Below are 19,204 nucleotides of genomic sequence, written 5' to 3' on the forward strand. Positions count from 1 at the left end.
GCGAGTCCGTCCCGGCTCTCGTTCCACCTCGCCTATCCCACGAAAACTCCGTCCGCGGAATCGTCGGCCGCTTCGAACTCGAAGGCGGTCGGCGGTTGTCCCACGGCCGCAAGGTCTTTGCCGCGGTACGCGGCCACACCACTGCCGGAATCGCTGCCTGCCCCCGTGAGAATGTCGGCCCGACCGTCGCCGTCCAGGTCATCCGCACTCACACGAACACCGCCACGGCTGTCAACATCGCCCGCAAAGAAGTTGGCGAGCGGCACGTACTGATTCGTCCGCAACTGCTGCCCGCCGAAGACCAACACCCGCGGCCCACCGCCCGGTCCCCCGCCGGCGATCAAGTCCGCGATGCCGTCGCCGTCGGTGTCGCCGGCCGCCACGAAAATGCCGTTGCGGAGCGTCGGCTCGAAGGCGAAGAAATCGGCGAACAGCTTCCGTGGGGCGTTCGCAACCACCGACTTCCCGTCGAAGCCGGCCACGCGAGGACCGCCGCCGAACCCGGCCGCGACGATCAGATCGTCCGCCCCGTCGCCGTTCATGTCGCCGAGGGCCGCCCGTGCCCCGCCGCGGAAATTCGGGTCGTCGATGCCGAAGAAGCCGGCCACCTTGAGGAACGTCTTCCCGGAGTACACGTCCACTCGTGGCCCGCCGCCCTCGTCGGGTGTCACGGCCAGGTCGGCGATTCCGTCGCCGTCGAGGTCGCCGACCGCTACGTAGACGCCGCCGGTGAAGGCCGCTTCGAACGGGGCGAACGCGAACAATTCCCGTTGCGTCTTGCCGTCCAGCACGCGAACGCGACTGGCCGAACCCGGCCCGGTGCCGGCCACGACGTCGGGCGTGCCGTCGCCGTTGAAGTCGCCCGATGCGGTCCGCACACTGACCGGCAAGTCGGGGAACGGCGTGAGCGTCCACGCAATCGTTTGATCCGAGTTTCGAAATTGAATCGAGGGGCCAACACCAAGAGCGAACGGGTCGTGCCCGATTGTGTGCGCAGGCGGACTTGTCGGCGGCGATGTCGGAGGCGGCGATGTCGGAGGCGGCGATGCCGGAGGCGAAGTTGGGGGTGGTGACGCGGGCGGAGGCGAGATCGGGGGTGATGTTGGTGGCGGCGACGCAGATGGCGGGGGCGAGGCCGGTGGGGGCGAGGCCGGTGGGGGCGACGCTGGCGGAGGTGAAGTTGGAGGCGGTGAGGTCGGTGGTGTTGTCGGGGGACTGCTCGCATCGGAGAACGTGAACAGGTCAGCGGCCGAGGGCGTGGACTCGCCATAGCCGAAGAAGACCGGATCGCCGTCGGCGTCCGACTGCGTTGAGCCGGACCGGACCCGCACGTCCACGCTGCCGGCCGAATGAGGCGGGGTGACCACGTCGATTCGACTATCGGAAACGATGGTGAATGCCGTCGTTTCGACGCCGCCGAAACTCACGTGAAGGTTGCCGGCCGCGCCGCTGAAATTCGCCCCGGTGATCGTGACGGCAGTTCCGCCGGCCGTGGGTCCGCTGACGACACTCACCGCCGTGACCGTGGGCTTGAGGTCAACCACCTGGAAATCGCTCGGCTTGATCCCCTGGAGCTTTAGAATCGCGTCCATGTCCCACTGGTCGGACGGCGTGCCCTGGAAGTAAAAATCGCTGCCATTGTCCGCGACGATCAGGCCGTAATCCTTCATCGCCTGGGCCACCACGCGGGTGGCTGGCGACCAGTTCGACGGGATGACGAAATCCGGCCGGAGGCGGAAGCGTTCGCCCATTCGGGGCAAGTCAGCGTCCGTGCGACTGCTGGCGGCATGCGAGGCGGGGAAGACGTAGTCGTCCCGCGTTTGCACTACCGTCACCCGCAGCGCGTGGGTGATCGCCCCCTGCCCTCCCTCGGACGCTGGCAGGGCTTCATCCGGCCGCAGCAGACCGGGGAGAATCGGCAAGCCGGCGGCGTCGGCACTCGTCCAGCCGAGGGTGCGGAAGTCGTTCGTATTGAGGTCCCAGAAGCTGATCTGGTACGCCCCCCAGACGTTGCTGGGCTTCGTGCCACCGTAAGGGAAGGTCGTCTCGCCGGGCCGGGTGGCGTTGTAAAGTTCGTACAGCACGTTGGCCGACTTGTCGTAGACGAGCAAGTGCGAATCGCCCCGGTCCGACGACGGGTTCGGGCCGGTGGGGCCGTCGCCCTCAATCACCGCACCGGCGGGGATCGGCACGGGAACGTTGTCACTCTCGGACGGGTAGCCGTCGTCGGGGGGAATGTAGACGTTGACCTTCGGCGTCGAGGAATCGACCACGTTGACGGGGATGCCGTAGAGAGCGCCGTCCGTGATCGGGTTGCCGAAATCGGGGTGGATGCCGCGGTTGCCGCTGCGGTTCATGATCCGCCCGATGATCGCGGCCGAGTTCTCGGCGACCGGAGCGGCACTGATGTTCTGATTCCACGGACTGTCCGCCGGGAAGAGCTGATTGCCAAAGTAACTCGGCAGGTCACGCGGGTCCAGGGCGGCGAATTCCGACAGCAGGGACGCAGGAAGTTTGCGCATCGGCCTCATCCACGAACAGATCGGAGCGGGAGAGTTCCCACCATACAGACGGGCGACACCGCACTATAGGACGGAAGTGGGCCGATACGGTTGTGCGGGCAATCGTGCCGCCCGGAACGCCGTCCGATTTCCCGACGCCTTCTCACCTTGCCGTTGCGACCCGTTGCGGGCAAAATCCTGCAAAGCACACAATCCCCACCGAGGCCACGCCATGCCGACGCCGAGCGACCGGGCCAAAACCCTGCGGCAAACCATCGACCACCACAACCATAAGTACTACGTCGACGCCGCCCCGGAGATCAGCGACCGCGAGTTCGACAAACTCCTTCAAGAGTTGATCGACCTGGAGAAGCAGCATCCGGAGTTGGTCACGCCGGACAGCCCGACGCAACGGGTCGGCGGCCAGCCGATCGAGGGGTTCGCGAAGGTCACGCACCGCGTGCCGATGATGTCGATCGAGAACAGCTACTCGGCCGAGGACTTGCGGAAGTTCGACGCCGACGTGCGGAAGGCCACTGGCAAGACCGACAACCCGTACACGGTCGAGATGAAGATCGACGGCGTCAGCATGTCGCTCACTTACGTGGACGGCCTCTTCGTGCAGGGGGCGACCCGCGGCAGTGGCGACGTCGGCGACGACGTAACTCACAACCTCAAGACCATCGCCGGCATCCCCCTGCGGCTCAAGTCGAAAGATGCCCCGAGGCTCTTCGAAGTCCGCGGCGAAATTTACATGACGCGGGCCGAGTTGGTGCGGATCAATGCCGAGCGCGTCAAGGACGAGGAAGAGCCCTACGCGAATACCCGCAACCTCACGGCCGGCACGCTGAAGCAACTCGACCCGAAGGAGTGCGCGAAGCGGAAGCTCAGCTTCTTCGCCTACGGCCTCGGCGCGTCGGAGGGAGTCGAGATCAAGTCGCAGACAGAGCTGTTCGACAAACTCAAGGCGTTCGGCTTCCCGGTCAACCCGCACACGAAGCTCTGCCAGACCGTCGACGAGGTGATCGACTACTGCAACTCGTGGGACGCGAAGCGGCGCGACCTCGCTTATGACACCGACGGCATGGTGGTGAAGCTCAACGACTTCGCCGTGCGTCAGCGGCTCGGGGCGACGAGCAAGGTGCCCCGGTGGGCGAAGGCGTACAAGTTCGAGGCCGAACAGGGCATCACCAAACTCGGCAGCGTCGAGTTCTCCGTCGGCAAGTTCGGCGAACTGACGCCCGTCGCGCTCTTCGACCCGCCGGTCCAACTCGCGGGCACGAAGGTCGGCCGCGCGAGCATGCACAACGCCTCGTGGGTCGAGAAGATGGACGTGCGGTACGGCGACACGGTCGTCGTCGAGAAGGCGGGCGAGATCATCCCGCAGGTCGTCTCTGTTGTGACTGAGTCGCGGACCGGCAAAGAGAAGCCGATCGTCTGGCCTACGGCCTGCCCCGCGTGCGGCGGGCCGGTCGAAAAGAACGAGTCGGCCGTCAGCTACGGCTTCTACTGTGCCGACGTGGGCCGTTGCCCGGCCCAGGTCGCACAACGGATCATTTCCTACGCCCGCCGCGAGCGGATGGACATCGACGGCCTCGGCGACGAAGTCGCGAAACAACTCGTCGAGAGCGGCCTGGTCACGCGCGTCACCGACCTCTACCGGCTCACCACGAAGCAACTGCTCGCCCTGGAGAAGTTTGCGGACACCAAGGCCCAGAACCTTGTCGCCGGGATCGCCGCGAGCAAGGAGCGTGGTCTGGCCCGCCTACTGGCCGCACTGACGATCTACGGCGTCGGCGGCAGCATGGCCGACCTGCTGGCGGAACAGTTCCCGAGTCTCGACCTCATCGTGAACGCGACCGAGGACGACCTGGCGAAGATCAAAGGCTTCGGCCCGAAACGGGCGAAGAGCGTCTCCGACTTCTTCCACAGCGAAGAGGGGACGCGACTCGTCGGCGAGTTGCGCGACCTCGGCGTGAAGCTGACGCACGATCAAAAGGCCCCCGCCGCGGGAGCGCAAGTCTTCCAGGGCAAGACCCTCGTAGTCACCGGCGCTCTGACGAAGTACGACCGTGCCGGCATCGAGCAACTCATCAAAGAGCACGGCGGCAAGGCGTCGGGAAGCGTGTCGAAGAAGACCGACTACCTCATCGCCGGCGAGAACGCCGGCAGCAAACTGGCGAAGGCGCAAGAACTCGGCGTGAAGGTGCTGACCGAGGACGAGTTCGAGAAGTTGATTCAGTAACAACAAGCCCGCAGCGCGAGCAAGGGCTACGCTCCCACCCCTTGCTCGCGCTGCGGGCTTGTATTACGCCACCCGTGCGAGTGCCGGTACGTGCTCGGCCTTCCGCAAGGCCCGCAATCCTTCGCCCGGCGAGCGCAGTGCCTTCGGGCCGAGTTCCGCCCGCAACTTCTGCCGGTCCAGCCACGGCGACCGCGGCCGCGGGGCTTCCTCACCCAACTCCGTGACCGGCGCGTTCGCCACGAGGTCCGAATCCAGGCCGAAGATGAACGCGGTCATCCGCACGAAGGCGAACTCCGTCATGCGGTCCGGCCCGACGACGTGGTAGGTGCCGGTGCAGCCGTGCTTGACGAGATCGACCGCCACCGTTGCGAGATCCGGGCCGAAGGTCGGCTGACACGTCCGCTCGTCGGTGGTGGTGACGACCTGTCCGTCGCGCATCCGTCGGACGGCGTGTAACGCCCGATTCCGGCCGCGTTCTTCCGGGCCGTAGACACAGTTCGTGCGAACGATCAGGTGCCGATCGGCCAAGTTCTCGCGAATGATTTGCTCGGCCTCGGCCAATGCAGTTCCGTAGGCGTTCAACGGCGACGGAGTCGCTTCTTCCTTCTGGGCGGCTTTGCACTCGCCGAAGACCTGGGAGGACGAGAAGTACACCAACTTCGCCCCGCCTCCGGCCATCGCCCGCACCACGTTCGCCACACCGTCCACGTTCACGGCCCGACACTCGTGCGGGTTCGCTTCTGCGAAGTCGATCTGGTTCAACCCGGCCGCGAGGTACACGACGTCCGGTTGAAAGTCCGTGATCAGCCGCTGGACCGATTCTTCGTCGCACAGGTCGAGGGGCAGAAAGTCCGCGTGCGGCCGGCGGTACCACGTCCCCTGCACCGCGTCGTCGCGCTGTTCGCACTCGGCCACCAGCAAGCCGCCGATCTGCCCCGTCGCCCCGAGAATCAAGCTGCGCATCGTGTGTGTCCTCCCTGACGGAAAAGAAATCGTTCAGGCCGCCCGCACCGCGGAGACGTCCGTGTCCCGCGCCGCGAACTGCCGTTCGTACCAACTCAACGTGTCCCGCACCGCGCCCCCAACCCGGTCCCCGGCAAGGCCGAGTGGCGTGGTCACCCGTTCGAACAGTTGCCGGGCCGTTGTGGTAGCCGGCGGTTCGAGTCGAAGTCCTTGGGGCATCGCTTCAGGCAGGCTCGACAGAAGTTCCGCTGCCCCTAACAGCGACTTTGCGGCCTCCGCCACGTGAGAGAGTTTCGCCTCGCCGTCCGTCGGTTGCGGCAGCGACCGGCGCTGGGCGGCCGCGCGGAACAACCGGGCTTGCCACCGCGACTCAACGAAGTCGCCGTCGCCAAACAGCGAGGGTAGTTTGACAAACCCGACGCGCAGTTGTTGGGCGCGATTCTGAAACACCGGGTCGCGCTCGGTCGCCGAAACGGGGGCCACGACGGCCGTATCCGGCGACTGCTCTGCCACAGCGTTCAGCAGGTCGGCGGTGATGATCGTTTTGCGATGGGCTTCGCCGGGCACGGTGACGAGTTGGAACACGACGGAAGGCTGGTGAACGGCCAGCAGACTCCTCAGCCGTTCCGGGATCGCCGACCCGCGGGCGATGTCGATTTTATCGAAGAGTCGCGTCTGGAAGAATTCCGACCGCCGGTGGGGGTTGCGAACGAGACCGCTGACCGTCGCGCCGTGTTCGAGAAGGGTTCGGACGACCCAGGTGCCGAGGAAGCCGGTACACCCGAGGACGAGCACACGCCGATCGTGCCAAAAGGACGACTGATTCATGCGCTCCTCCGTGAGACGTCCGACTGCGGCCGTCACGTCCTGTGATCCCGCCGCGCGAGGCAAGTCATCAGAGTAGGACATCCGAGGGCGGCGAGTCAAGCGGAACTTTCTTCGGGCGGTTCCAGAAGAGAAGGACGCCCACGAACGCGAACGCGGCCGGCAGGCCAGCCAGGGCCAATAAGTAATCGTAACTCCTCACCCAGTCGATCCACAGCCCCTGAATCGGGTACATCGCCGCGAGATACATCGCATTGATAAAGCCGAGGGAACCAACCACCTTGCCCTGGTGGACGGCGGACAGTTCCTGAGTGAGAGTGAAGTAAATGGAGAACAATCCCAGCGCCCCGAAACCGTAGGCCAAAAAAGCCATCTCGATCACCCGGCCGTCCCCGACGAAAACCGCGAACGCGCTGAGCAACAGACAAACGCAGAGGAAATAACTGACGAGTCGGGAGCGGTGGACCTCAACCCCAACCCGGGCCAAGAGCATGGTCCCCAATCCGACAACCCAAATGCCGACATCGGAGGCGACGTAATAGAATACGGAAAAGAATTGCAACTCCTCTTTCGTAAACCCGCGGGCCTCACGGAGGTAAAGCGGCATCCAGACGCGGAAGGTGTGCCAGGCCGTGTTCACGCCGATGACGACAGCCACCAAGAGCCAAAACCGCCGGTCCGCAAGAACCGTCTTGAATGGTTCGGGCCCGGCCGCCGAGCGGTACGGGACGTGATGCAATGTCGCTCGCGGAACGATGAGAAACCATAGACTCACCCAACCAAGGCCAATCACACCGATGACGCGAAACGGCCAACGCCACACGTCCGGGTCGTCCCGGCCGAAGTACACGCCGCAGATCAGGACGATGAACGGAGTGATGGTCGATCCGATCCCCGTACCACTCTGGAAAAGGGCGTTACCGAATGGCCGTTCGGCGGGCGACAACACCTGCCGTGTCGTCCGAATGCCGCACGGCCAGTTCCCGGCTTCAAACAGCCCTAGGAGAAAGCGAATGGCAACGAGCGAGTAAAAGCCCGTGATCGAACCAGTGAAGAAACCCGCCATCGACCACCCCACCACGAGGGCGGGATAAAGCCAGTACACCCCGACACGATCGACGAACCACCCGGTCGCGAGAGTGCCAACGCCGAACGCGATCGAGAACGCCATTTCGACCTGACCCCAGCTAGCTTTGTTGAACCCGTAGGCGTCGATGATCTCTTTCGAGGTCTGGTTGAGGGCCACGCGGTCCATGTAGTTGACGGCGGTGGCGAGCAATAGGAGTCCGCACACCAGCCACCGCAAAAAGCCAAGTGAGTTGGCGGGGGCAGGGCCGTCGGGGAGAGAGGGCATGAAGGTGTCTCGTCAGCCGGAGGGAAGCTGAAGTTCCGCGAGGACGGCTTCCGCGGTGCGGACGCTGGCGTGTTCGTCGGGCCGCTTGCGGAACCAGGCCGAGACTAATAATACGCTGTCGACGCACGTTCGGCCGACCCGCGGAATTGTTTGCGCGACCACCTCCAGCAGTTCCCGCGTGCGGCGGCGGGAATCGTCGCACGCCGGCTCCCACACCGCGGCCCAGATTTGCCCGCGGTTCAGCAGGTACCACACCGGCCGCCCGTCGTGGCCGATCAGTCGGTAGACGAGGGCGTTCTGCTCCCGCGACGTGCGAAGCAGACTGAGCCGCTGGTGCAGCCACTCCACGTCGACGAGTTTGTCGCGGAGCGCCCCGGCCTTCTCGAATTGAAGGGCCTTCGCCGCTTCGACCATGTCGCCCTTGAGGGAAGTAATCAGCGATTCGTCGTCGCCGTCGAGGAACTTGCGGATCGAGCCGACCGCCCGCCGGTACTCGCGGCGAGTCGTGAACGCGGCGCACGGGCCGAGGCACATGCCGAGTTCGTACCGCAGGCACGCGGCCGCCCGGTTGTCATCGAAGAGTGATTGGTCCTCGGCGAAGATCATCCGCTGTTTGGACGAACAATCGCGAAGGTGGAAGTAGTCATTCAACCGCCGGGCCGCGATATCGAGGCGTTCACGACCCACGAACGGACCGTAACACGCCAACTCCTTGCCCGTCGGTTCACGGGTTACATAAGCGTAGGCGACGGGGCCGCGGCCGAGGCAGAGGTAGCGGTACCGCTCCCGCCCCGGCATGCCGAGGACGTTGTACCGCGGGCGGAACCGGCGGATCAGTTCGAGTTCGCGCAGCAGGGCGGCCAACTCGTCGGCCGCGAACTCCCACACCAGAGTTCGCGTGTTCTCGATGATCTTGCCGGCCTTCGGGTGGCGGCTGTTCTCGCGGAAGTAGCTCATGAGCCGCGCCCGCAGATTCTTGGCCTTCCCGACGTAGATAATGCGGCCCTTCGCGTCGATCATCCCGTACACGCCGGGCGACTTCGGGGCGACCGTGCGGACTTCCTTCCAGAGTCGTTTGGCCGAACGCGATTTGATCTGGTGACTGCCGCCGGGGACGCCGTCGCAATGAAACCGACTCGGGCCGAACCCGGCGAACGGGTGGGTGGAAAAGAGGTTGGGGGCGTGCGGGCCGTCCGGGGCCGAGCGGGCCATCACTGGCGTCCTTTCCGAAATCGATGCGAGCGAGTCGTGGTGGTGTAAAATTGTACCACGACCGACGGCGGACGCAACTGGTTCTCTCCGACTTGAGCGGCTTGATGAGGAGCCGCAGGCTGAAGCCTGTAGCTACAAAGAAAAACACGGCAGGCCATTGGCCTGCCGTGCGCGAGAGTTCGGCTGAACCTCAGTGTTACTCTTCGTCGCCCTGCCCCGGCAGTTGGAACAGCGGGCCGGCCGCACCGGTTCCGCCGCGAAGGTCTTTCTTCCCTTCGGGCTTGCCGCTGCTGCCGCTCGGCTTGTTGTCGCCGCCCATCAGTTCGTCCGGCAGTTCGTCCGGCACCGTCGGGTCGTCCACGTTCTTCATACTCAGGCCGATCTTGCGGTCCTTCGTATCGACGCGGAGTACCTTCACGTCCACGTCGTCGCCGACCTTCACGACCTCTTCCGGCGATTCGATCTTGTTCTCGCTCAACTCGCTGATGTGCAGCAAGCCTTCGAGACCCGGTTCGAGTTCGACGAAGACGCCGAAGTTCGTGAGCTTCGTGATCTTACCCTTGACCTTCTGGCCGGGCTTGAACCGCTCGGGGATGTCGCCCTCCCACGGATCCTTGCCCATCTGCTTCAGGCCGAGGGCGACGCGCTTGCGTTCCTGATCGACGCTGAGGACGATGCAGGTGACCTTCTGACCCTTCTGCACGACTTCGCTCGGGTTCGACACCTTCCGCACGTAGCTCATGTCGCTGACGTGCAGGAGGCCGTCGATACCTTCCTCGATTTCGATGAAGGCACCGTAGTTGGTCAGGTTGCGAACCGTGCCGGTCACTTGCATGCCGTTCGGGTACTTCTTCGCGACCTCGTCCCACGGGTTCTGCTGGCACTGTTTCATGCCGAGCGAGATTTCCTTCTTGTCGTGGTTGATCTTCAGCACTTGCACCTCGACCTTGTCCCCGGTGCTGAGGACTTCGTTCGGGTGGCTGATCCGCTTCGTCCACGACATTTCGCTGATGTGGACCAGGCCTTCGATGCCCGGTTCCAGCTTCACGAACGCCCCGTACGGCATGATGTTGACGACTTCGCCCTGGTGCTTGCTATTCTCGGGGTACTTGGCCTCGATGTCCTGCCACGGCGACGGCGTCTTGTGCTTGAGCGACAAGGCGATCTTCTGCCGTTCCTTGTCGATGTGCAGGATGAAGACTTCGAGTTCCTGCTCGATCTTGACCACGTCGTGCGGGTTCGTGACGCGGTGCCAGCCCATGTCGGTGATGTGCAGCAGGCCGTCGATGCCGCCGAGGTCCACGAACGCGCCGAACTCGGCGATGTTCTTGACCACGCCCTTGCGGACCTGACCTTCTTGCAGTTCCGACATCAGCTTTTCGCGCTGGACCGTGCGGCGGTCTTCGATCAACTTGCGGCGGCTGACGACGATGTTCCGACGGAGTTCGTCGATCTTGAGGATCGTACACTCGATCGTCTGGTCGATGTACAGCCCGATGTCGGGCGGACGCCGGATGTCGACCTGGCTCGCGGGTAGGAAGACGTTGACGCCGATGTTGACGAGGAGGCCGCCCTTGATCTTCTTGAGCACCTTGCCGGCGACCACGTCGCCTTCTTTGTGCTTGGCGAGAACCTCGTTCCACTCTTTCTGCCGCTTCGCCTTGCGGTAGCTGAGGGAGATTGTGCCGTTCTCGTCTTCGACGGTTTCGAGCAGCACCTCGACGGTGTCGCCGACTTTCGGGTAGTTGGCCCCGTCCACGCCCTCATCGCGCCACTCGTCGAGGCGAATCAGGCCTTCGGACTTGTACCCGATGTCGATGACGACTTCTTCGCCACGGATCTCAACGACCTTGCCCGTGACGATCTTGTTCGCTTCGTAGTCCTTGTCGGACTGTTTAATCCACTCGGCGATTTCGGCTTCGAACTCGGATTGAATCTTCTCTTCGGCTTCCAGCGGTGCGTCGAACTGACGCATCAAGTTACGATTAACCATAGTTTGATGGGAAGGACGGCGGACCAATCTGCGGGATCGCAAACTGGCGAGCAGCATACTTAGAGGGAACCCCCACCCCGCCGGATCGAACGACCCGGACCACGAGGGAGAAGTCCATGAATTCTACGGATTCGGTCCCGACGGCAATAGGCGAGGGGTCGGAAAAACCGGCACACACGACGGTTAGGCTTTTTTTCGGCCCCGGGTTTTCGCGGGACTGACCACGGACTCCGCCGCGGGTTGGGCGTCGTCGCTTGCCGCGAAGTCTTCGGTCTTCATGAAGGGGTCAGTCTGGGGCTGATTCTTCTCGTTCACGAAAATGATCGTCGGCTGGAACTTCTTGGCGGCCTTGGTCTTCATTTCGGTGAAGGTGGCGATGATGATGATGTCGCCCTTTTTGATCAGGTGCGCACCGCCGCCGTTCACCTGGATCACGCCGCTCCCCGGTTCGCCGGCGAGTGCGTAGGTAACGAGTCGGTTGCCCGAAGTCACGTCCCAGACGTGAATTTGCTCGTTCGGCAGGATGTCGGCCGCCTTCAGCAAGTCGGTGTCGATGAGCAGGCTGCCCTCGTAATCGAGGTTCGTCTCGGTCACGATCGCCCGGTGAATCTTCGACTTCATCATCGTGCGGAGCATGGTTTCCTCAAGCCGGGGATGTCTCCGGGGCCATTCTACGAACCGCCCGTGTCGAAGGCGTGAAGATCACAAGTCGCCGCTGCCGCGGCGGGACCACCACGGCAGGAACAAGCCGCCATCGACGTGCAGGACCGTGCCGGTGATGTAAGAGGATGTCACCGGATTGACCAGGAAGTGAACCGCCTCGGCGATTTCCTCCGCCGTCGCGAGGCGGCCCATCGGCGTTTGGGCGGCGGCCTTCTTCAGCATTTCGTCGGTGAAGAACTTCCGCTCGCCGGGCGTGTCGGTCCACCCGGGGTAGACGACGTTCACGCGAATCTTCTCGGGCAGCAGTTCGCACGCGGCGGTCTTCGCCATCTGGTCGAGGGCGGCCTTCGCCATGTTGTACGCCATGCACTGCGGGAACGCGATCTGGGCGTGCGGCGACCCGACGATGACGGCCGCCCCGCCCTGCTTCTGGCGGAGCATCTGGTTGGACGCCGCCCGCAAGCCGTAAAACGCGCCCCACATCGACACGTCGATCGTCCGGCGGAAGCCGTCCATGTTCGCGGTCGTGAACGGTTCGCGGTCGCTGTAGACGGCCGAGGAAACGAACACGTCGAGCCGACCCAACTCGCGAACGATGTCGGCGACCATCTGTTCCACGGCGTCCTGCCGCGAAACGTCGACCCGCAAGAGCATCGCCTTGCGGCCCAACTTGCGGATGGCGGCCGCGGCACTTTCGGCCTCTTCATCGAGCGAAAAGTAGTTCAGGGCCACGTCCGCGCCAGCCTCGGCCAACCGGATTGCCGTCGCCCGGCCAATGCCCGACGACGCGCCCGTCACGAGTGCCACCTTCCCGCCCACTGTCGTTTCGGCCATCGCTCGTTTCTCGGTGGTATTCGTCCGTCGTTCGTGTCTGTGATACGAACTCGGGTGTTACTACGGAAACTATAGAAACCCGGCCCTTTCGGGAACCGGGTTTCGCAGGGCTTGATGACGAAGTGGACTTTCAGTCGTCGCGGGAACTCTTGGGCTTCGACAGCCCGGCCTTTTCCATTAGCGATTGGGAGAAGATGTCTTCGACCGCCTCGCTGGAGTTTTCGATGAATTCCGCGGCTTCCGGCGTCAGGTGATACTCGATCCGAAACTCGTGCTTGGAAATGCTCAGTAGGTCGCCGGGCCGGAGCACCCGCTGGGTGACGCGCTCGCCGTTGACCTTCGTCCCGTTCTGACTGCGGAGGTCGCGGACGTACCAAACCCCGTTCTTGAACGTGAACTCGCAGTGCTGCCCGGAGACGTTGGAAAAGTCGAGGCAGATGTCGTTCGACTTCCGCCGGCCGACGGTCATGACTTCTCGAATGAGGGGTACGGCATCGCCGCCGCCGATGGGGACCAGTTCGCCGAGTGCCTGTGCCATTTCGTGCCCTTCACGTGGGGGATGAACGGAGGGAATAATCACCATTCAATATAACGCGGCCGTAGGGCCGAGAGATGTCGAAAAATCGTGCACTACGGCTGCGGTTTCTCGGCCGACTTGGGAAGTTTGACCACATCCGCCCCGGCATCTATCGCCCGCCAGACGCCCGGCTCGCTCGTCTCCAATTCCGCCCGCAGGTCGTCGGGCTTCAGGTTCCGCAACTTCGCCGGCGTGAGACTGGCGATGGCGAACCGCACGGCCCCGACTCGCCCAGTCTCGCCGGTGAAGCGGAGCCACCTAGCGGCGTCCCAATCGACCGGGCGGCCGGCACCCAAGGGGCGAATTTCCAGGAGAGGGTCATAGTTCCCATACACGTTCGCGTTGTCACCGCGCCACGTCATCGTCGCGGCGGGGTCGTTCGACCCGTCGGTTTCCTGTACCAGCACCATCGGGGGCACGGCCCGACGCCGAGTGCAACTCGCGAGCAAGCACCGATCGCAACTCACGTCGAACCCTTGCGTCCGCTGGCCGCTGCCGCGGATGTCGAAGAGCGCGCCGGTCGTGGTGGCTGTGACGTTCTTCCACCGGAGGGCGGCCCGCGGCAAAGGCGTGTCGCGGACGCCCGCCTCGGACTGCAAGACCGCGCCGTCGAGAGCAAACGCACAATTATCGGCCGTCCAGTCGAACGACCGTGGCGACCGCAGGAGGACGACCTTGCCGCGACCGTGGACCAGCGTGTTTTCCATGTGAATCTGCGGGTTGGCCGGATCGGCCGCGCCGACCTTCATTTCCCGCGTCGGCTCGGTGAGGACGATCAGCGAGGCCGTTTCATCGTCCTTCTCTTCCAGCGTGATCGTGCAGTTGCGGATCGTGCAGGTCGTGCCGCCGGCCATCGTGACAACCGCCGGGCGGCCGACGAGTTGGATGTGCAGGCCGGTCAGTGTCAGTTCCCCGTCCACGAGCGGGAACAGGCTCGCGTCCGGCCGCCGGAACGCTTCCTCGCTCGGCACGAGTACGGGGAAGAAACCGTCGAAAGGGGCGATGGTAGCCCGCAGGGCCTTTTCCGGGAGTGACGAGACGGGCACCTTACCGTTCTGCGCGATCAGGATCGTTTCGCCCGCCTTCAGATCTTCGAAGGCTTTCGCGACGGTCGGGTAGACGCGCGACCCGGCGTCTTCCGGGACCGCGTCGGGGTGGACGACCCGTTGCCCCGCCTTGGCCTTCACCGGCAGCGACGGCTTCGGCGGCGGCCAGCCGACGTCGTAGATGGGGCGCGGCGACCGATCCGGGAGTTCGGTCCAAACCATCCCCAGCACGTGCGGCAACCGGTTCACCCGTAACCGCTTCTCGTTCAGATCCAGGTGGAACGCGGACCAGGGATTCAGGGAAGCCAGGAGCGAACGCGGGTCGGCGACCGCCCACGGCGGGGACGCAAGCTGGACCCCGCGCGTCTCCCCGACCGGGGACGTGACATGGTAATAGGCGTTCGGCGTCTGTCCCTCAGGGTTGGACAGCCGGAAGACGTCCAGCGACGGGTCCGCCCGCAGGACGACCGGTTGCCCGGCCCGCGGGTCGTCGCCCGGCATCATGAGTTTTTCGTCCGGAGCGGCCGTGTCCGCGAAGACGTTGGCCGCGAGCGACAGAGTACACTGCGCCCGCTGATCGACCGAGACAGCCGACCCGCCACGGTCGAACATGAAGGTACACGACTGAATCGTGAGGTTCGGCTTGCCGTCGGCCGCGACCGTCGATTCCTCGGCGTCGTCCACCCACAGCACGGCCGACTGGTGCGGGGCGAACCCGTCTTCCGACAGTTCCACCTCGGTCCGCTCGGGCAACCGCAACCCGATCCCTTGAACGCCGACATCGATCACCGACCGCCGGAGGACGAAACTGCCGGGCTTCGTGCGGCCGTCCCGCTCGACCGCGATCCCCACCGACCGCCCCTTCCGCGATTCGACGCCGGTGCGGATCAGACAGTTCTCGATCTCGGTTCGGGCTACGTTGGTCAACAGCAATCCGATCGGATCGTCCTCGGGCTGGTCGCTGGTCGCGGGCCGTTCCACGATCTGGATTTCCACGTTACGGAACACGACACGGCCGACATCCCGACAGTTCAACGTGCCCGGCCGGGCCATCTTCTCGACAGGCGGCCCGGCCAGAATCCGCAAGACCGGGCGGGCGAACTCGGACCGATCGGTCGGCCCCGGCTCCGGTTCGACGATCAACTCCGTGCCCGTGAACTGGATGCCCTCCGGCAACGACCTGAGGTCGTAGATCGCGCCGGGTTGCAGTTGAATCAGAGCCTTCTCGCCCTGGCGGGCCAGACTCTCCGCCAGGCCGCGGGCGTCCGCGATTCGGTTCGACCGCGTCTCCGGGTGCGCGGCCGGGGTAACGTACGGGACCACCGGCGGCAACTCGGCCTTCTTCGCGGCCAGTTCGTGCCACGGGGCGACCGAAGACTGGGGGGCCGTGTTTCCCGAATTGAAGTAGAGGACCGTGGCGATCACAACGAGGGCGACGGCCGTCAGCCACACCAACGGCATCCGAGGCACCGCCTGCACAAGCGGTGGCAGGCCGGCGTGGTGGGAGGTTAACCCGTGCGGCAGGGCCGTCACACTGCTCGAACTGGTGGACGCGGACACGAGCAGGCTGAGATCGTGGGACAGTTCGGCGGGCGTCTGGTACCGCTGGGTCGGCCGCTTCGCCATCATCTTGGCGAGGGCCATCGCGAGGCCGTCCGGCACGGCGGGGTTCAGGTCGCGCGGGTCGGTCGGGAACTCGTGTTCGTGCGCGTAGAGCTTTTTCGCGGCCGTCCCCTCCGGCACCGGCGGCCGGCCGGTCAGGGCGTGGTAGAACGCGCACCCGAGCGAGTAGATGTCGCTGCGAATGTCGGCCCGCCGCGGGTCGAGGGCTTGCTCCGGCGAGATGTAATCGAACGTCCCGAGCGTCACGCCGGACTGCGTGACGCCGCCGTTAAAACTCTGGCCTTCGAGGTGGCGGGCCAGTCCCATGTCCACGATCTTCGCTCGGCCGTCCGGCGTGATGAGGATGTTGGACGGCTTGATGTCGCGGTGGATCACGCCCCGCTCGGCCGCGTGTGCCAGGCCGGCCGAGAGTTGCAAGAGGTAGTGGACCGCGTCGTGCGGGGAAACCCGGCCGACGCGGTCGATGCGGCGGCGGAGGTCCTCCCCTTCCACGAACTCGAAGGCGATGAAGTGCAGCCCCCGGTCTTCGCCACAGAAGTAGACGCGGGCGATGTTCTCGTGGTCGAGTTTCGCCGCGGCACGGGCTTCAAGTTTGAACCGCTTGACCGCCTCGCTGTCGCGGGCCGTGACCGGTGGCAGAATCTTGAGCGCGACGATCCGCCCGAGATCGAGATCGCGGGCCTTCAGCACCGTCGCCATGCCGCCCGCCCCGATGGCCTCCAGCAGTTCGAAGTTGCCCAGCCGCGACCCCGGCATGAGGGCCGGGTTGCTCGCGTCGAGTGAGGACGGTGTAATCACCGTGGGGAAGTCGTCGGTGTTAGGCGGGTGTTCGGCCAAGAGGTCCGTGGGGGCCGCCTCGATCGGCGTGAGACGAATGAGCGAACTGCCCTTGGCGTTCACGGCATGAGATGGATCAGGTGTCGGGTGGCGCGACGAACCAGAACCGCCGGCGGGGTTGCCCGCGGAACCTTTCGAATCGCGATCCTGCGGAGTGTGCATCTCGATCACACCACAGCCGCGGGGTGGTCCCGCGACCGGCTCGTTAGGAAAACATCAGAAAGGCGACGATACCGCCGCAGAGAAGTTTGAGTTCCCGTGCCGTGACCGGCCGGAGCGTGGCGGTTGATTCGTGATGAGAGTATAGCGGCTGGTCCGGCAGAATGTCAATTCGGCAGATCGCCGAATGTGGGGTGGTTGGGACAATTGCGCCATCCCAACACGCCCTCCTGACGCGACCGAATAAAATAGCCGCCCCGGTCGAGCCCGTTTGCTCGCGAGTATCCGCCATGAAACGATGCGTCTTCGGCTTACTGCTTCTACTCATCGGAGGTCCAACGATGCCCGTGTGGTCGGACGAAGGCATGTGGCTACTAAACCAGCCGCCGAAGGAGCAACTGAAGGCGAAGTACGGATTCACCCTGACCGACGGGTGGCTCGACCGGGCGATGAAGGCGAACGTGCGGTTCAACAGCGGCGGGTCCGGCGGGTTCGTCTCGGCCACCGGACTGATCGTGACCAACCACCACATCGCCGCCGACGCCCTTCAGAAGCTCAGCAAGCCCGGCCTCGACCTGTACCACGACGGCTTCTTCGCGAAGGAGAAGGCCCAGGAATTGAAGTGCCCCGACCTGGAATTGAACGTCCTCCAGGGCATTGAGGACGTGACGGTCCGCGTCAACGCCGCCGTGAAGCCGGCGATGAAGCCGGCCGAGGCGTTCGCCGCCCGCCGGGCCGTCACGGGCGAGATCGAGAAAGATTCACTCGCAAAAACCGGTCTGCGCTCCGATGTGGTGATGCTGTATCAGGGCGGGGCGTACCACCTGTACCGCTACAAGAAGTACACCGACGTCCGCCTCGTCTTCGCCCCGGAGTTCAACATCGCTGGCTTCGGCGGCGACGTGGACAACTTCGAGTACCCGCGGCACGGCCTCGACGTGGCCTTCTTCCGTGCCTACGAGAACGACCAACCCGTGCGGCCGCCGCACTTCTTCAAGTGGTCCGAGGTCGGGCCTGCCGAGAGCGACCTGGTGTTCGTCACCGGCCACCCCGGCACGACGAACCGCCTGGAAACGCTCGCGAAACTGAAGCACCGCCGCGACGAAACTTTGCCGTACACCCTCTACCGGCTCCGCACGCTGGAAGCCGCCCTGACGCAGTACAGCAACAACGGGCCGGAGGAATCCCGTCAGGCTGCGACCGACCTGCACCGCGTCGCCAACACCCGCAAGGCGTCGAGCGGCCAACTGCAAGGGCTGCTCGACCCGCAAATCCTCAAGCAGAAAGACCTGCAAGAAGCCGACCTGCAAAACCACTTAGCCGTGCCGGTCAAGCCTATCACGCCCGACCCGGTCCGGCACTGGCAAGCCATCGCGGCGGCCGAAAAGCAGTACGCGACGTTCGAGAAGGAGCACGCGCTGCTGGAAACCGGCCACGCCTTCTTCAGCGAACTGTTCACGATCGCCCGCCACGCGGTACGGATGGGCGACGAGTTGCCGAAGGCATCGGCGGACCGCCTGCGGGAGTACCGCGACTCCAACCTGGAATCGCTGCGGTTCCAACTGCTCTCGCCAGCCCCGCTGTACCCGGCGTTAGAGCGGGCCAAGCTGCAAACGTCGTTGACGTTCCTGGCGGAAGTCCTCGGCGGCGACCACCCATTGGTGGTGCTGACGCTGGCGGGCAAGAACCCGGCGGCACGGGCGGAGGAACTGATCACCGGGACGAAGTTGTTCGACGTGGGAGAGCGGAAGAAGCTACTCGACGGCGGTTCGGCCGCGGTCGCCGCGAGTAGCGACCCGCTCATTCAGTTGGCGAAAAGCCTCGATGAAGCCGCCCGAAAACTCCGCACGCGGTACGAGACGGAAGTCGAGGAACCGGAGCGGCAGGCCTATGCCGAGATCGCGAAGATTCGGTTCGCGGCGTTCGGCAACTCGGTCGCGCCGGACGCCACGTTCACCCTCCGCCTCGCGTTCGGCACGGTGAAGGGGTACGAAGTGGACGGCGAGAAACTCCCGTTCCACACGACCTTCGGCAGTGCGTTCGCCCGCGCGAAGTTGATGCAGAACCGCGAACCGTTCGACCTGCCGAAGCGGTGGCGGGACGGGAAGGCGAAGCTCGAACTGACGACGCCGTTCAACTTCGTGAGCACGGCCGATACGATCGGCGGCAACAGCGGTAGCCCCGTCCTCAACCGCGCCGGCGAACTTGTCGGCATCAACTTCGACCGCAACCGACACGGGTTGGTGCGGAACTTCGTCTACACCGAGGTGCAAGCCCGGCACGTGGCGGTCCACAGCCGGGCGGTGCTGGAAGCGTTGCGAAAACTGTACGACGCCGAGTCGCTCGCCGGGGAGTTGGTCGGCGCGAAGTAA

Annotated in this window: 12 protein-coding genes; 2 read left to right on the forward strand and 10 right to left on the reverse strand. The window is 64.7% G+C overall.

Going from position 1 to position 19,204, the window contains the following annotated elements:
• Positions 1–32: 32 nt before the first annotated feature.
• Positions 33–2,522 (reverse strand): FG-GAP-like repeat-containing protein, encoded by a 2,490-nt coding sequence (locus tag PX52LOC_RS33360; protein WP_168219365.1) that lies wholly within the window; start codon positions 2,520–2,522, stop codon positions 33–35.
• Between the two features lie 211 nt (positions 2,523–2,733).
• Here PX52LOC_RS33360 and ligA point away from each other — a divergent pair, with 211 nt between their 5' ends.
• Positions 2,734–4,746: an NAD-dependent DNA ligase LigA gene (gene ligA / locus PX52LOC_RS33365; protein WP_149114136.1), complete on the forward strand. Its 2,013-nt coding sequence runs from the start codon at positions 2,734–2,736 to the stop codon at positions 4,744–4,746.
• Between the two features lie 63 nt (positions 4,747–4,809).
• Here the strand turns inward: ligA and PX52LOC_RS33370 are convergent, their stop codons facing one another.
• The 9 genes from PX52LOC_RS33370 to PX52LOC_RS33410 all read right to left on the reverse strand — a co-directional run bounded on the left by PX52LOC_RS33370 (position 4,810) and on the right by PX52LOC_RS33410 (position 16,736).
• Positions 4,810–5,709: an SDR family oxidoreductase gene (locus PX52LOC_RS33370; RefSeq protein WP_149114137.1), complete on the reverse strand. Its 900-nt coding sequence runs from the start codon at positions 5,707–5,709 to the stop codon at positions 4,810–4,812.
• 33 nt (positions 5,710–5,742) lie between these two features.
• The gene (locus PX52LOC_RS33375) at positions 5,743–6,537 is read right to left on the reverse strand and encodes an NAD-dependent epimerase/dehydratase family protein (RefSeq protein ID WP_168219366.1); all 795 of its coding nucleotides are present in this window, start codon (positions 6,535–6,537) and stop codon (positions 5,743–5,745) included.
• Between the two features lie 67 nt (positions 6,538–6,604).
• On the reverse strand, positions 6,605–7,888 hold the full coding sequence (locus PX52LOC_RS33380) for an MFS transporter (RefSeq protein WP_149114139.1): 1,284 nt from the start codon (positions 7,886–7,888) through the stop codon (positions 6,605–6,607).
• Between the two features lie 12 nt (positions 7,889–7,900).
• Positions 7,901–9,100 carry a GIY-YIG nuclease family protein gene (locus tag PX52LOC_RS33385; protein ID WP_149114140.1) on the reverse strand — a complete coding sequence of 400 codons (1,200 nt, stop codon included), beginning with the start codon at positions 9,098–9,100 and terminating at the stop codon, positions 7,901–7,903.
• A gap of 196 nt (positions 9,101–9,296) precedes the next feature.
• Positions 9,297–11,093, reverse strand: a complete 1,797-nt coding sequence (locus PX52LOC_RS33390; RefSeq protein WP_149114141.1) for a 30S ribosomal protein S1 — start codon at positions 11,091–11,093, stop codon at positions 9,297–9,299.
• Between the two features lie 183 nt (positions 11,094–11,276).
• On the reverse strand, positions 11,277–11,729 hold the full coding sequence (gene panD / locus PX52LOC_RS33395; protein WP_149114142.1) for an aspartate 1-decarboxylase: 453 nt from the start codon (positions 11,727–11,729) through the stop codon (positions 11,277–11,279).
• A gap of 66 nt (positions 11,730–11,795) precedes the next feature.
• Positions 11,796–12,590: an SDR family NAD(P)-dependent oxidoreductase gene (locus PX52LOC_RS33400; RefSeq protein ID WP_149114143.1), complete on the reverse strand. Its 795-nt coding sequence runs from the start codon at positions 12,588–12,590 to the stop codon at positions 11,796–11,798.
• Between the two features lie 130 nt (positions 12,591–12,720).
• Positions 12,721–13,128, reverse strand: coding sequence for an FHA domain-containing protein (locus PX52LOC_RS33405; protein WP_149114144.1), 408 nt, complete (start codon positions 13,126–13,128; stop codon positions 12,721–12,723).
• Between the two features lie 92 nt (positions 13,129–13,220).
• Positions 13,221–16,736 carry a serine/threonine-protein kinase gene (locus PX52LOC_RS33410; RefSeq protein WP_168219367.1) on the reverse strand — a complete coding sequence of 1,172 codons (3,516 nt, stop codon included), beginning with the start codon at positions 16,734–16,736 and terminating at the stop codon, positions 13,221–13,223.
• Positions 16,737–17,173: 437 nt separating this feature from the next.
• Here PX52LOC_RS33410 and PX52LOC_RS33415 point away from each other — a divergent pair, with 437 nt between their 5' ends.
• Positions 17,174–19,204: a S46 family peptidase gene (locus tag PX52LOC_RS33415; RefSeq protein ID WP_246173542.1), complete on the forward strand. Its 2,031-nt coding sequence runs from the start codon at positions 17,174–17,176 to the stop codon at positions 19,202–19,204.

Origin of the sequence: Limnoglobus roseus, from assembly GCF_008254045.1 — a bacterium.
Taxonomy (GTDB): domain Bacteria; phylum Planctomycetota; class Planctomycetia; order Gemmatales; family Gemmataceae; genus Limnoglobus; species Limnoglobus roseus.

Bases quoted from the DNA above. Each gene is read 5' to 3' on its own strand.
- PX52LOC_RS33360 (WP_168219365.1), bottom strand. From the start codon at position 2,522: ATGCGCAAACTTCCTGCGTCCCTGCTGTCGGAATTCGCCGCCCTGGAC.
- PX52LOC_RS33405 (WP_149114144.1), bottom strand. From the start codon at position 13,128: ATGGCACAGGCACTCGGCGAACTGGTCCCCATCGGCGGCGGCGATGCC.
- PX52LOC_RS33375 (WP_168219366.1), bottom strand. From the start codon at position 6,537: ATGAATCAGTCGTCCTTTTGGCACGATCGGCGTGTGCTCGTCCTCGGG.
- PX52LOC_RS33385 (WP_149114140.1), bottom strand. From the start codon at position 9,100: ATGGCCCGCTCGGCCCCGGACGGCCCGCACGCCCCCAACCTCTTTTCC.
- ligA (WP_149114136.1), top strand. From the start codon at position 2,734: ATGCCGACGCCGAGCGACCGGGCCAAAACCCTGCGGCAAACCATCGAC.
- PX52LOC_RS33415 (WP_246173542.1), top strand. From the start codon at position 17,174: ATGCCCGTGTGGTCGGACGAAGGCATGTGGCTACTAAACCAGCCGCCG.
- PX52LOC_RS33390 (WP_149114141.1), bottom strand. From the start codon at position 11,093: ATGGTTAATCGTAACTTGATGCGTCAGTTCGACGCACCGCTGGAAGCC.
- panD (WP_149114142.1), bottom strand. From the start codon at position 11,729: ATGCTCCGCACGATGATGAAGTCGAAGATTCACCGGGCGATCGTGACC.
- PX52LOC_RS33380 (WP_149114139.1), bottom strand. From the start codon at position 7,888: ATGCCCTCTCTCCCCGACGGCCCTGCCCCCGCCAACTCACTTGGCTTT.
- PX52LOC_RS33370 (WP_149114137.1), bottom strand. From the start codon at position 5,709: ATGCGCAGCTTGATTCTCGGGGCGACGGGGCAGATCGGCGGCTTGCTG.
- PX52LOC_RS33400 (WP_149114143.1), bottom strand. From the start codon at position 12,590: ATGGCCGAAACGACAGTGGGCGGGAAGGTGGCACTCGTGACGGGCGCG.